Source organism: Actinoplanes sp. CA-142083 (genome assembly GCF_050942195.1).
Taxonomy (GTDB): domain Bacteria; phylum Actinomycetota; class Actinomycetes; order Mycobacteriales; family Micromonosporaceae; genus Actinoplanes.
This window is the reverse complement of the sequence record NZ_CP192076.1, coordinates 10,526,990-10,539,575: the sequence shown is the minus strand read 5'-3', so window position 1 is coordinate 10,539,575 and position 12,586 is coordinate 10,526,990. Positions and strand designations below refer to the sequence as shown.

Here is a 12,586-nt window from a genome sequence, read left to right as displayed (position 1 = left end):
GGGGGCCGATTGCGGCGCGGCGGTGGGCGGACCGCCGCGCCGCCCGTCGGCCTCTCACCAGGCGAAGCGCTCCCGGTGCAGCCTCGACTCGGGCACGCCCAGCTCCCGGGCCGAGCGCAGCACCGCCGCGGTCCAGGGGTCGGGACCGCAGACGTACACGTCGTGGCCGGCGATCTCCGGCGCGAGCGAGCGCAGCGCCTCGGTGTCGGAGTACTCGGCAAACGCCATCGGCAGCCATGACCCCTCGGCCAGCCGCGGGCCGACCAGCGGGACCACCCGCACGCCCCGATCGCGCTCCAGCCGCTCGAGCTCGGACAGGAACACCACCTCGTGCGGGTGCCGGGTCCGATAGACCAGCATCGCCTTGCCGTAGTCGTAGGGCAGGTCCCACAGCAGCGCCAGCAGGGGCGTCACGCCGATCCCGCAGGCCAGCATCGTGACCGGGCCGCCGGAGTAGTTGGCGGCGGTCATCCGCCCGTACGGTCCCTCGATCAGCGCGCGCGTGCCGGGCCGCAGCGTCGCCACCCGGGCGCTGCCGTCGCCGACCGATTTCACGGTGATACGCAGGCGGTCGCCGTTCGGGCGCCCGGAGAGCGAGAAGGGGTTGCCGTGCAGGACGCGCGAGCCGTCGAGGAAGCGCCACACGAAATACTGCCCGGCGCGCGCCGGCAGGTCGTCGAGATGGTGGCCGCGCAGGTAGACCGAGACCAGGCCGGGCGCCTCGGTCACCACCTCGTCGACGGTGAGCCGGTGCCGCAGCGTGCGCCGGACCGGCAGGCCGATCCGGAAAATCAGGGTGGATGCGGCCGCGATCGCATAAAGACCCCACCAGTACGCCTTCGCCGCGCTCGCCCGGAAATCGCTCCCGAGCAGCAATTCGTGGGGCAATGCGAAAAGCACCCCCAAATAGGCATAGAGATGCAGCAGATGCCACGACTCGTAGCGCAGCCGGCGCCGCACCCGGCGAACCGAGGTCACCACGACCAGGATAAAGGCAAAAAGCGACAAAAATGCAAAAACAATGCTCTTGTACGTGGTCAGCAGCGTCCACGTCTCGGCGAGCGGCCCGGTGCCCTCGCGCCCGGCCCGCCCCGCGATCGCCAGCACCACATGCAGGAGCAACAGGTGGAACGACGTGAAGCCGGTCCACCGGTGCCAGGTGGCCAGCGTGTCCTGCCCACAGGTGCGCTCGAGCCACGGAATGCGGGCCATCAGCACGACCTGGATCAGCAGCAGGTCGGCCGACCACAATGCGACGAGCCGACCGGCGGCCGCGATGCCCGAAGGCGCGTCGCCGAGACCGGCCAGCCAGAGCGCGGTCACGACGAACAGGCTGAATGCCACCGTCATTCTCGCCGCAAGCCGCACGGCGAATGAAACTACAAAGGAAAACGGTCGTCGTGCAGGCGTTGTGATTATTTAGACGCTTATCGGGAAAATCGTTATCGCACTTCGGGCTCCGAAAGTTTCGGCCGTGAGGACCGGAAGTTTCCGAGAGGTATTGACTCGTTTCGATGCTGGGCCGGAGACTGGGGCGAGTTCGCCCCGGGAGCGCTCCCATGGTTTCGGGGCGGGATCCCCCTCACTCCGGAAGGAGAATCCCCAGTGACCACCGACTCGGGCCGCTCCATCCGCCGTACGACGATCGTCGCCCTCGCGGCGGCCCTCGCGATCGGCGGAGCGGTAACGGCAATTCCCCACAGCACACCGGCGTATGCGGCGGCCGGCGTCGAGGACGAGGGCGCCGGCTGCGCGGTGCCCGCCCTCCCCGACGCGGGCTCGCTGCCGACCAACGCCAAGCTCCCCGACCCCTTCAAGAGGCTCGACGGAACGCGGATCACGACCACCGCGGACTGGACCTGCCGGCGCGAAGAGATCAAGAAGCTGTCCGAGAAGTTCGTCTACGGCGAGAAGCCCGGCAAGCCGCAGACCGTCTCCGGCACGGTGTCCGGCACCAACATCACCGTGAACGTCTCCAACCAGGGCAAGAGCGCCAGCTTCTCGGCCTCGGTGAGCCTGCCCAGCGGCACCGGCCCGTTCCCCGTCGTCGTCGTCCTCGGCGGCTTCGGAGCGGACACCGCGACCATCAAGGCGGCCGGGGCCGCGGTCATCAACTACGACCCGTACGCGGTCGGCAAGGAAGGCACGCCGCGCAACAACAAGCAGGGCGCGTTCTACACCCTGTACGGCTCGTCCAGCACGACCGGCCTGCTCATGGCCTGGGCCTGGGGCGTCAGCCGGATCATCGACGTGATCGAGCAATCCGGCGGCACCGTCCTGAAGGCCGGCGCGACCGGCGTGACCGGCTGTTCGCGGTTCGGCAAGGGCGCCTTCGTGATCGGTGCGTTCGACCAGCGCATCGCCCTGACCATGCCGATCGAGTCGGGCAGCGCCGGCGCGCCGATCTTCCGGGGCATCCCCGGCGAGGGCGCGCAGAGCCTGAGCAGCGCGTACGGCGAGCAGCCGTGGCTGGGCGACGCGTTCGGCACGTTCACGAGCGCGCCGAACCGGCTGCCGGTCGACACCCACGAGGTCGTGGCGATGTTCGCGCCGCGCGGCCTTTTCATCATGGACAACCCGCACATCGCCAACCTCGGCCCCAAGTCGGCGAGCGTGGCGGCCCTGGGCGGCGCCGAGGTGTACAAGGCGCTCGGGGCGGGCGGCAACATCACCTACTGGTCCGACATCGCCGACGGCACGCACTGCGCGAACCGGCCCGAGTGGCGCGACCCGCTGACCCAGAACATCAAGAAGTTCCTGGTCGGCAACGGCAGTTACACCGGCCAGATGCGGATCTCCAGCAAGGCGCAGGGCCGGCTGGCGGACTGGGCCGACTGGACCACCCCGGTCCTGGGCAACCAGCCGACCACGCCGCCGACGACCACGCCGACCACGCCGCCGACCACGCCTCCGACGACCCCGCCCACCACGCCGCCGACAACCCCGCCGACGACGCCGCCCACGACCCCGCCGACCGGCGCGTGCTCGGCCTCGGTGGCGCTCAACTCGTGGACCGGTGGCTTCGTGGCGACGGTCCGGGTCACCGCCGGATCGTCCGCGGTCAACGGGTGGCACGTGGGCCTGACGCTCCCGTCCGGCGCCACCATCACCAACGCCTGGAACGTCAACCGCAGCGGGAACAGCGGTCCGGTCCAGTTCACCAACGTCGCCTACAACGGCCAGATCCCGGCCGGCGGCTACACCGAGTTCGGTTTCCAGGCGACCGGCAACAGCGCCGCCATGACACCGACCTGCACGTCGCCGTAGAGCACCTGTCGCCGTAGAACACCCGTCGCCATAGAACACCTAGAGATCGAGCACGAGGCGCGGGCCGCGCGAGCGCGAGACGCAGATGAACATCGTGTCCTGCGCGGCCTGTTCCTCCTCGGTGAGCAGGCTGTCCCGGTGGTCGACCTCGCCTTCGAGGACAGGCGTCTCGCAGGAGCCGCACGTTCCCTCGGCGCACGAGAACGACACCGGGACACCCGCGTCGTCGGCGACCTCCAGGATCGACCGGTCGGCCGGAATGGTCAGCGTGATCCCGCTGCGCACAAGCTCGACCTCGAAGGGCTCCTCGGTTGCCATGACAACCGAGTCTGCCCAGCCGCGGGCAGCGCGACATCGCCTCGGCATGCAACCTCAGCTTGCCGATCGCGCGGCCCGGATTCCCTTTTCGGCAAGGGGCGAAACCACCGGATCGCAGGCGTCACGGAATCCGCGAATTCGCGTCACGCGGCGCTCGCCGCTGCCATACGTTGGGCCGGTTCGGACAGGTCGAACCCCGAAACGGAGACCGGAACAATGTCCTACCGCACCCGGGCGAAGGGCTGCATCCTGACCGTCGCCCTCTCACTCGTCGCCGTCGCCACGCCCGGAATCGCCCTCGCCGACGGGCCGCCCACGACGATCGACTATCCCGCGTTCCTCGACGCCGGCACGCTGAGCCTCAACGGCACGGCCGCGATCGAACCGCAGAGCCAAGTGCTGCGGCTGACCGGCGGCGGATACCGGCAGGAGGGCTCGGCCTGGGCCGGACAGCAGATCGACCTCACGCGGTCGTTCGACACGACCTTCCGGGCATACCTGCACGCCGGGACCAACCGGGCGGACGGCATCGCTTTCCTCGTCCAGTCGGCCGGCCCGCTGGCGCTCGGCAGCTGGGGCGGCGGCCTCGGCTACCGCGGCATCCGGCAGAGCGTGGCGGTCGAGCTCGACGACTACCCGAACCCGGGCGATCCCGCCGGGGACCACGTCGGCGTCGTGCTCCGGGGCAATCCGGACTACCACCTCGCGACCGCCCCGACCGGGACTCCGTTGTACGGCAACCCGTTCTCGGTGCGAGTCGCCTACGACGCGCCCACCCACGGCCTGACGGTTTACGTCAACGGCGACCAGCCGACCCTGAGCACCACGGTCGACCTGGCCGGCGAGGTCGGCCCGCGGGCGTGGGCCGGATTCACCGGCGCGACCGGGAGCGTCACCTCGACCCAGGACATCCTCTCCTGGAGCCTTACGTCCTGATCAGCGCCCGCCGGCGATCGGCGCCACGACCAGGGTCCCGGCGCCGGCGTCGAGGACGGCGCGCACGCCCAGCCCCACCGCCGTCTGCCGCACGCCGTGCCCGATCGGCAGGCCGCCCAGCACCGGGATCCTGCCGCCCAGATGCTCGGCCAGCACCTCCTCGGCCGTCCGCGGGTAGCTCTCGTCGACACACCGGGTGAACTGTCCGATCGCGACACCCGCGAGCCCGTCCAACCAGCCGGCCCGCCGCAGCTGCACGAGCGACCGGTCGATCCGGTAGGGCGCCTCGTTCACGTCCTCGATCAGCAGGATCGCCCCGCGCAGATCGGGCTGGTGCCGGGTGCCGGCGGTGGCGGCCAGGATCGTGAGGTTCCCACCGACAAGAACGCCTTCGGCGACACCATCGACGCGTACGGGAAAAGTGCTCTCCGCCGGGTCAGCGGCCACCTCGATCGGCTCGCCGCTCATCAGCGCCCGCCGCGCTTCGCCGGCGCCCCGGGACAGGTGTCCCGCGGTAGGCCCGTGCACGCTCGGGATGCCCGCTTGGCACCAGAGCGCAAGATGCAGAGCGGTGATGTCGGAGTAGCCCATCACCGGCTTCGGATCGGCCCGCGCCGCCCCGAAGTCCACGTCGTCGACGATCCGCTGCAGCCCATAGCCGCCGCGCAGGCACAGGATCCCTCTTGCCTCCGGGTCGCGCAGAGCCTCATTGAGGTCGGCGAGCCGCTCGGCGTCGGTGCCGGAGTGAAACGAGTGCCGGCCGAGCGCATGGCGCCCCACCCGCGCTTTAAGCCCCCAGCCCTCGACCACCCTGATGGCCGCCGCGACCTCACCGGCCCCGATCGCCCCTGACGGTGCAATCAGCGCGACCAGATCCCCGACCCGCAGCCTCTCCATGATCGGAGCGTAGGCCTGCCCCCGCCCACCAACGACAACGTCCCGGATCACTGCTTCGGGCGCGTCATGCGATGGCCCGGACGCCCATGCCGAGGCCGACCAGGACGACCAGGGCGGCGGTGGCGGTGGGTGCTCCGGCGGAGACGCGGCCGGTCAGGCGGGTGAGCAGGCCGCCGAGGCGCGCCACACGGGAGCCGCGGGTGGCGAGGTCGCCCAGCTTGCGCTGAGCCACGACCAGCAGGAGACCGACGGCCGTGAGGGTGCCGGCCATGCCGATCCCATACGCGAGGACGAGCAGCACGCCGAGTCCCGCGCGCCCCAGGCCGATCGCGCCGAGCAGCACGACGAGCGCCGAAGGGCTGGGCACGAGACCGCCGGCCAGGCCGATCCCCGCGAGCCCGAGCCGCCCGCCCGGCCGGTGGTGATGGTGATGATGCCCGTGGCCGTGGGTGTGCCCGTCTTCGTGACTATGACTGTGTCCGTCACTATGACTGTGTCCGTCGCCGTGATGGTGATGGCTCGCAGGGGAGCGGCGGGCGCGGTGGGCCGAAATCAGCATTCCGATGCCGACGGCTATGACCAGGACGCCGCTCAGGGCGCCCAGCCAGGACAGCAACTGCTCGCCGGCCAGGGCTGTTGACGTGCTCAGCAGGAGGCCTACGGCCAGGACGCCGCCGGTGTGCGAGAGCGTCACCGTGCCGCCCACTGCCAGGGCGTCGCGGATGCGGCCCCGGCGGCCGGCGAAGTAGGCGGCCATGACGGTCTTGCCGTGGCCGGGCAGGGCCGCGTGCGCGGCGCCCAGCAGCAGCGCCAGCAGGAACGCCAAGGCCACCACGACCGGGGTCAGGTGGCCGCCTACCAGGGATTCGACGCGCGTCTGGGCGGCGGTGAGCCAGGACGGGCCGGCGACCTTGGGCCGCTCGGGAGCGTCGGCCGCGGTGGCCGCCCCGGCCGCGTCGCCGACCTTGATGGTTGCGGTGCGGACGTCGGGGACCGACGTGAGCAGGTCGCGGGGATAAGAGGTGAGACGATCGCTCACGCTTTCCGTGGGAAGGGCCGTCTCCATCCGTACGCCATCGGCATGTGCGGTGAGCTCGCGCCAGCCCACCCGGCCGGACCGATAGTGGTTGTCGACCTGCAAGGTTGTCGCGGTCGTCGGGGCCGCCAGCGAGCAGGAGAGCCGGCTCGTGGACAGGCCACCGACGCCCGGCACGACCTGATAGCTGGGCGCGGTGACCGTCCAGGTAAGACGGTCGCCGTCGGCGGTCACGGCGAACGCGTCGGCGTAGCGGCCGCATTCCGCGGTGGCGTAGGCGGACCGCTCGGCGTCCGACAGCGTGCCGTTGTGGTCGGTGTCGATGGCCGGCTTCTCCTGCAGCGTCGGGATCTCGGCGACGTCGGCGAGGGCCAGCACCTCGACCCGGTCGGCGCGCACGGTCAGCTCGGCGTACTGGTTGATCGAGAAGTTGTTGATCGGGTGGGCGAGCACGCCCGCGACGAGGGGCACGACGAGCTGGATCATCGGGAGCTCCGGAGGGCGGCGAGCGCGCGGCGGGCGTTGGGACCGTCGACGGGCGAGAAGTACGGGTTGGTGTCGAGCGCGCGGGTGAGCTCGGCGCGGGCCTCGGCACGATGGCCGAGGGACAGCTCGATGACGCCGAGGTGATAGGCGTACGCGGACGGGTGCGCGCCGCCCGAGATGGCCTGCTTCGCGTAGGTCAGCGCCTCCGTGTCGCGGCCGGCGGTGTGCAGCGACCAGGCCAGGGTGTCGGCGACGTCGGGGTGGTGGCGGCGCTTCCACTCGGCGCGGGCCGCGGTGACGGCGTCGGCGGGGCGGCCGGTCGCGATCGCGAGGGCGGCGGTCGCGAGGCCGTCCTGCCCGCCGTTCGCGGTGAACAGCTGCTGCGCGGCGCTCGCCAGCGACAGCTGCTCGTCGGCCTGGGCGGTGCGGCCGGCGACGTTGAGCAGCTCGGCGTACTCGATCAGGTAGGACGGCCCGGGCAGGCGGGCGGTGAGGTCGGCGTAGTCGCTCAGCGCGCCGGGCAGATCGCCCTGAGCGGCGCGGACCCGCGCGCGGCCACGCTGGGCGGCGATCGAGGTCGGGTCCGCGGCGAGGGCGGCGGCGTAGTCGCCGGCGGCGGCACCCAGGTCGCCCCGGCCGAAGGCGAGGTCGCCGATCTGGGTACGGCAGAACGCGGCGTCGTGCGGATCGACCGCGTCGTCCAGGGCGCGCCGCATCAGGGCGGTCGCCTCCGGGATGCGGCCGCGCAGCTCCAGGTCGTAGGAGGCGCGGGCGTACGCGGCGAGGCCGGGCTTGGTGTCGAGCATGCTCTGCACCGCGGCGGTGGCGCCGCGGGCGTCGCCGAGCTGGGTCAGCGCGTCGGCCAGCACGCCGTACGCGTCGGCGTCGGCGCTGTCCACGCGCAGCGCGGCGCGGGCCTGGTCGCGGGCGGTGGCGAAGTCGTGGCGGGCGTTGGCGAGCGCGCCGAGCACGACGAGCGCGTCGCCGTTGCCGTCGCGCCGCAGCGAGAGGGACTTGCGGGCGGCCTGCTCGGCCTGAGGGTAGAGGCCGGGATCGGCGGTGACCCGGGCCTGCTCGAGGTAGGCGGCGCCGAGCGCGGACCAGCCGGACCAGTCGCCGGGCACGTCGCGCAGGTGCTGCTGGGCGCGGGCGACCCGGTCGGCGAGCAGATCGGCCTGCTGGGCGACGGGCTGCGCGGCCGGCGCCTCGGTCCGGGGGCGGAACGCGACGTTCGCGACGGTGAGCACCGCGGCCGCGAGCGCGGCGGCGATACCCAGGCGTATCAGGGTGCGGCGCATGGTGCTCCTCCTTGATCATGCCGGCGGGTGGGCGCGCCGATCGGCGCGCCCACCCGTGCGGGGTTACATCCGGGTTGTCTGCTCGGGGTCGAAGATGGGCTGCGGCTGGGCCGGACGACGGCGGCGCCGCATGAAGGCGAAGAGACCGAAGGCGAGGATCAGGGCGCCGAATCCGGTGATGCCGGTCGCGTACGCCACGGGTTTGGTCATCCAGCCACCGGTGTCGGTGGTCGACGCCTTGTTCTCGGCGTTGATGGTGTTGTCGGCGGCAGGAGCCCCGGCCGCTTCGGACTGGTCGGTGTCGGGCTGCCCGGCGCCGGCGGCGCCGGTGTCGTCGGACGGCGACGGGTCGGTGGTCGGCGCGGCCGCCGGCGGGGCGGCCTGCGGGGCGGCGGCGCCACCCTGCGAGTTCACGGCCACGGCGTTGGGCAGCGCGACGTACGGGAACTTGCCGAGGAACTGCTGGTTGTTGGCGTCGACCTTGTCGCCGGTGGCGAGCGCGTCGACCAGCTTGCCGGTCTGCGCCGCACCGACCAGGGCCTGCAGCTCGATGTCGACCACGTCGTCGGTCAGCCGCCGCCCGTTCGGGAAGCCCTGCAGGTCACCGCCGAGCACCCCGAGCCGGTTCGGCTGCGCGGTCACCGGCACCGACAGGTTCAGCCGCAGCTGCTCCGACGGCGTGAACTTGCCGGCCGTCACGTCGGCGTTGTTGAGCTGCGAGTTGAGGTCCGCCTTGATCGGCCCGCCGGCCTTGGTGGTGATGCCGGTCAGGAAGATCTCCACCAGGTCGTTCCGCGGTGTCGCGGGCGCCGGGATCTGGTAGATCTGCTGGAGCAGCTGCGGAACCTCGGGGTTGGTGACCCGTTTGACCAGGGCCGGGATCTTCGCGTCCTTCTCGGGCGGGGTCGCGTTGAAGGTGTCCTTCAGCCCGGCCGGCACGACCACCTCGTTGACCAGCGGATTGCCCAGGCGGGACACCTGCACCTTGCCGCCGTACGAGGAGCCGTCGGCCACCCGTACGCGATCGCGCTCTGTCGTTGTCCAGACGCCCACCACCGGGTTGCGTTTCGCGTCGCCCTTGAGTGCCACGTCCTTGAACGGCACCTGGATGGCGATGGTGTTCACGTTGTACCCGGAGAGGGTGTCCTGGCCCGTCTCGCTCAGATCTCCGCCGTAGAGCAGGTCGAAGACCCGCAGGTCGAGGAAGAACGGGTCGTCGGCCTGGCCGGCGAAGATCTTCCAGCCGCCGGGCAGCGTCCGGGTGGCCTGCGACCGCAGGGTGCCGTAGTCGGGCATCGACGCCTGACCGACCCGCGACGGCGCGACGGGCACGCCCTGCGCCCGCGTCTTGAACGGCTGGCCGTTGAACGACGACTCGAGCGTGTACGTCTGCCGGAACAGCAGGTTCTCGTCGTCGAGCGAGGTGACCGGACCGTTGTTGTAGAGGAACGTGTTGTTGCCGCGCTTGTCCTGGTTCTGGAACTTCCAGCGGAACGTGGCGTCGGGCTTCGCGTCGCCGTCGTTGTCGACCTTGATCGTGTACGTGGCGTCGGTCGCGAACGGGTAGAAGTTGGGGCCGCCGTTGGGCTCCTCGAACGGCTGCCAGTTGGCGATGAGCGTGAGGTAATCGGGGCGCTCGGGGCTCACGAACGCGTACAGGTCGGTGTTGTCGATCGCCGGGTCGGCGGCGACCAGCGGCGCTTCCCGGTGGCTCGACGCCGTGGCGGCGCCGGGACCGAGCGCGTACACCGAGCCGGCGAGCAGCACGCCTACCGCGAGCCAAGCCGCCTGCTTGACGGTCATGTCGATTCCTTCCGTGCCGGTGAGTTCTCGGCACGAGTTCGCGCCCGCAAGGCCGTCGGCTCGGTGGTTGTGAGATTCCTGTCGCGCACCCATCCGAGGCGCGCCGGGCGACGAAGCTAACCTCAAGGCCGTGCGCACACTCCTGGTCCGCGCCCGTCGTGCCATCGACGGTCTTGAGCATCTGGTCGGTGGCCTGGGCACCGCCGTGCTCGCGTTCGCCGCGCTGGCCTGGGTCGTGATCGTGGCGCTGCTCTGCCTGACCGGGGTGGGCCTGCTGCTGGTGCGCGGCTCCCTGCGGCTGGTGCGGTCGGTCGCCGATCGGGAACGCGCCCGGCTGACCCGGTGGGGTCCCGAGGTCGTCCCGCCCGACCCGCTCCCGGAGGGCCGCCTCGCCGGGCTGCGCGATCCGGCGGTGCACCGGGAGCTCGCCTGGCTGCTGACGCACGCCACCGCCGGCCTGGTCCTCGGGCTGCTCGGCGTCGGCCTGCCGCTCAACGCGGTGCAGGATCTGAGCTACCCGCTGTGGTGGCGGCTGGTCCCGCCCGGGGAGAGCCCCGGCATCCCGCTCTGGTTCGTGCGCACCTGGCCCGACGCGCTCGCGGTCGGCCTGCGCGGCGTCGTCTGGCTCGTCGCCGGTCTCCTGCTGCTGCCCTGGCTGGCGCGCCTGCAGGCGTGGCCCGGGCGGCAGCTGCTCAAGGTCTCCGCCGACGTCGACCTGTCGCTGCGGGTGGCGCAGCTGACCGCCACCCGGGCCGCCGCGCTCGACGCGCACGCCGCCGAGCTGCGCCGCATCGAGCGGTACCTGCACGACGGCACGCAGAACCGCCTGGTCGCGGTCAACGTGCTGCTCGGCGCGGCCCGCCGGCAGCTGGCCCGGGACCCGTCCGGCGCCGACGAGATCCTCGCCCGCGCCCAGGACGCGACCGAGCAGGCCCTCGCCGACCTGCGCTCGGTCGCCCGCGGCATCCTGCCGCCGGTGCTGGCCGACCGCGGGCTCACCGCGGCGATCGCGGGCCTCGCGCGGGACTGCGGGGTGCCCTGCGCGGTCGACGTGCAAACGCCGGGGCGGTGCGCCGCTTCGGTCGAGGCGACGGCGTACTTCGTCGTCGCCGAGGCACTGACCAATGTGGCCAAGCACAGCGGCGCGTCGCGGGCCACGGTCGAGGTCCGGCTGTCCGGCGCCCGGCTCCTGCTGCGCATCGACGACGACGGGCACGGCGGCGCCGACGAGAGCCGGGGGTCCGGGCTCGTCGGGATCCGGCGGCGGGTCGAGGCGTACGACGGAAGCCTGTCCCTGACCAGCCCGGCCGGAGGGCCGACGACCATGCGGGTGGAGCTGCCATGCGGATCGTGATCGCCGAGGACGACGCGCTGTTGCGGGAGGGCCTGGCCCTGCTGCTGCGGGCCGAGGGAATCGAGGTGGTGGCCGCCACCGACTCGCCGGCGCCGTTCCTGGCGGCCGTCGAGGAGCACCGGCCGGAGGTGGCGATCGTCGACGTGCGGATGCCGCCGACCCACACCGACGAGGGCATCGTCGCCGCGGTCGAGGCCCGGCGGCGTCAGCCCGGGCTGGCGGTGCTGGTGCTTTCCGCGTACGTCGAGCAGGCCTTCGCCACCGACCTGCTGGCCGACGGCGCGCACGGCCTCGGCTACCTGCTGAAGGAAAGGGTCGGCCGGGTCGAGGAGTTCCTCGGCGCCCTGCACCGGGTCGCCGACGGTGGCACGGCCATCGACCCCGAGGTGGTCGCCCAGCTGATGAGCCGCAGCCGGCCCGACGGCGCGCTCGAGCGGCTGAGCCCCCGCGAGCGCGACGTGCTGGCGCTGATGGCCGAAGGCCTGGGCAACACGGCGATCGCCGAGAAGTTGGTGGTCACCGAGGGCGCGGTGCACAAACACATCCGCAGCATCTTCGCCAAGCTCGACCTGGCCCCCGACGACCGGGCCGACCGCCGCGTCACGGCGGTGCTGCGCTACCTGGAGTACGACAGCGCCCGGCGATGAAGCCCTCGACTAGATCCACATCACCGTGCAGAATGCCGGTTGAGGTGCAGTACGGGGGTGGCCCGAGCAGGGCCACCCTCTCACCTTCTCTGGGCGGGTAGGGACCATGCGGCGCCGGTGGGGATGACCAGCAGGGCGGCCAGCAGGACCGTGCCGCCCAGGGCGGCCAGCATCGTGACGCGGTCGAACGTCGAGAACATCGCCAAGTGGGTGGCGTGGAAGGCGAAATGCAGCACCCCGAAGATGAGCCACGCCGCGCCCGTCACGCGGAGCAGCTCCTCGGTGGGGCGCAGCGCCGCCCACGCCGCCAGCACCAGCAGGGCCAGGTACAGGCTGCCCACGTCGCGGACCAGGTGCTCGTTGTATGGGCCCAGGCCGCTCACCCACGCGCGGCCGGGCAGCGGGAAGTCGCGGTAGAAGGACAGCGGGGCGAAGGCCGCCCAACCGCCCACGAACAGGGCCGACAGGGCCAGGACGGCCGCCGCGAGACGTTTGATCAGCAGGGTCATGTGGTGGGGACGAGCGAGCACCCGCAACCGTGACG

At 72.0% G+C, this 12,586-nt stretch carries 11 protein-coding genes; 4 read left to right on the top strand and 7 right to left on the bottom strand.

Features of this window, described 5'->3' with window-relative positions:
- Positions 1 to 54: 54 nt before the first annotated feature.
- Positions 55 to 1,350 carry a ferredoxin reductase family protein gene (locus ACQPZX_RS48765; protein WP_433372088.1) on the bottom strand — a complete coding sequence of 432 codons (1,296 nt, stop codon included), beginning with the start codon at positions 1,348 to 1,350 and terminating at the stop codon, positions 55 to 57.
- 255 nt (positions 1,351 to 1,605) lie between these two features.
- On the opposite strand from ACQPZX_RS48765, the gene ACQPZX_RS48760 reads away from it, so the two are divergent.
- Positions 1,606 to 3,267: a glucuronyl esterase domain-containing protein gene (locus tag ACQPZX_RS48760; RefSeq protein WP_433372085.1), complete on the top strand. Its 1,662-nt coding sequence runs from the start codon at positions 1,606 to 1,608 to the stop codon at positions 3,265 to 3,267.
- A 39-nt stretch (positions 3,268 to 3,306) separates the two neighbouring features.
- Here the strand turns inward: ACQPZX_RS48760 and ACQPZX_RS48755 are convergent, their stop codons facing one another.
- On the bottom strand, positions 3,307 to 3,585 hold the full coding sequence (locus tag ACQPZX_RS48755; RefSeq protein WP_433372082.1) for a 2Fe-2S iron-sulfur cluster-binding protein: 279 nt from the start codon (positions 3,583 to 3,585) through the stop codon (positions 3,307 to 3,309).
- Positions 3,586 to 3,801: 216 nt separating this feature from the next.
- Between ACQPZX_RS48755 and ACQPZX_RS48750 the strand changes: the two genes are divergently transcribed.
- Positions 3,802 to 4,521 carry an L-type lectin-domain containing protein gene (locus ACQPZX_RS48750; RefSeq protein ID WP_433372079.1) on the top strand — a complete coding sequence of 240 codons (720 nt, stop codon included), beginning with the start codon at positions 3,802 to 3,804 and terminating at the stop codon, positions 4,519 to 4,521.
- On the opposite strand, the gene ACQPZX_RS48745 is transcribed toward ACQPZX_RS48750, so the two are convergent.
- From ACQPZX_RS48745 to ACQPZX_RS48730, 4 genes are all read right to left on the bottom strand, one after another.
- A complete protein-coding gene (locus ACQPZX_RS48745; protein ID WP_433372076.1) occupies positions 4,522 to 5,418 on the bottom strand; it encodes a S66 peptidase family protein in 897 nt (298 codons plus the stop codon).
- 64 nt (positions 5,419 to 5,482) lie between these two features.
- Complete coding sequence (locus ACQPZX_RS48740) at positions 5,483 to 6,940, bottom strand: hypothetical protein (RefSeq protein WP_433372073.1); 1,458 nt, start codon at positions 6,938 to 6,940, stop codon at positions 5,483 to 5,485.
- Positions 6,937 to 8,238 carry a hypothetical protein gene (locus ACQPZX_RS48735; RefSeq protein ID WP_433372070.1) on the bottom strand — a complete coding sequence of 434 codons (1,302 nt, stop codon included), beginning with the start codon at positions 8,236 to 8,238 and terminating at the stop codon, positions 6,937 to 6,939. Before ACQPZX_RS48735 ends, ACQPZX_RS48740 begins: the two co-directional genes overlap by 4 nt.
- Positions 8,239 to 8,301: 63 nt before the next feature.
- Positions 8,302 to 10,041 carry a DUF4331 domain-containing protein gene (locus ACQPZX_RS48730; protein WP_433372067.1) on the bottom strand — a complete coding sequence of 580 codons (1,740 nt, stop codon included), beginning with the start codon at positions 10,039 to 10,041 and terminating at the stop codon, positions 8,302 to 8,304.
- A 130-nt stretch (positions 10,042 to 10,171) separates the two neighbouring features.
- Between ACQPZX_RS48730 and ACQPZX_RS48725 the strand changes: the two genes are divergently transcribed.
- The gene (locus ACQPZX_RS48725; RefSeq protein WP_433372064.1) at positions 10,172 to 11,395 is read left to right on the top strand and encodes a sensor histidine kinase; all 1,224 of its coding nucleotides are present in this window, start codon (positions 10,172 to 10,174) and stop codon (positions 11,393 to 11,395) included.
- Positions 11,383 to 12,042 carry a response regulator gene (locus tag ACQPZX_RS48720; RefSeq protein WP_433372061.1) on the top strand — a complete coding sequence of 220 codons (660 nt, stop codon included), beginning with the start codon at positions 11,383 to 11,385 and terminating at the stop codon, positions 12,040 to 12,042. Before ACQPZX_RS48725 ends, ACQPZX_RS48720 begins: the two co-directional genes overlap by 13 nt.
- 80 nt (positions 12,043 to 12,122) lie before the next feature.
- Here the strand turns inward: ACQPZX_RS48720 and ACQPZX_RS48715 are convergent, their stop codons facing one another.
- Entirely contained in the window at positions 12,123 to 12,572 is a 450-nt protein-coding gene (locus ACQPZX_RS48715; RefSeq protein ID WP_433372058.1) for a hypothetical protein, read from the bottom strand.
- Positions 12,573 to 12,586 lie beyond the last annotated feature (14 nt).

Bases quoted from the DNA above. Each gene is read 5' to 3' on its own strand.
- ACQPZX_RS48750 (WP_433372079.1), top strand. From the start codon at position 3,802: ATGTCCTACCGCACCCGGGCGAAGGGCTGCATCCTGACCGTCGCCCTC.
- ACQPZX_RS48745 (WP_433372076.1), bottom strand. From the start codon at position 5,418: ATGGAGAGGCTGCGGGTCGGGGATCTGGTCGCGCTGATTGCACCGTCA.
- ACQPZX_RS48765 (WP_433372088.1), bottom strand. From the start codon at position 1,350: ATGACGGTGGCATTCAGCCTGTTCGTCGTGACCGCGCTCTGGCTGGCC.
- ACQPZX_RS48740 (WP_433372073.1), bottom strand. From the start codon at position 6,940: ATGATCCAGCTCGTCGTGCCCCTCGTCGCGGGCGTGCTCGCCCACCCG.
- ACQPZX_RS48720 (WP_433372061.1), top strand. From the start codon at position 11,383: ATGCGGATCGTGATCGCCGAGGACGACGCGCTGTTGCGGGAGGGCCTG.
- ACQPZX_RS48755 (WP_433372082.1), bottom strand. From the start codon at position 3,585: ATGGCAACCGAGGAGCCCTTCGAGGTCGAGCTTGTGCGCAGCGGGATC.
- ACQPZX_RS48735 (WP_433372070.1), bottom strand. From the start codon at position 8,238: ATGCGCCGCACCCTGATACGCCTGGGTATCGCCGCCGCGCTCGCGGCC.
- ACQPZX_RS48730 (WP_433372067.1), bottom strand. From the start codon at position 10,041: ATGACCGTCAAGCAGGCGGCTTGGCTCGCGGTAGGCGTGCTGCTCGCC.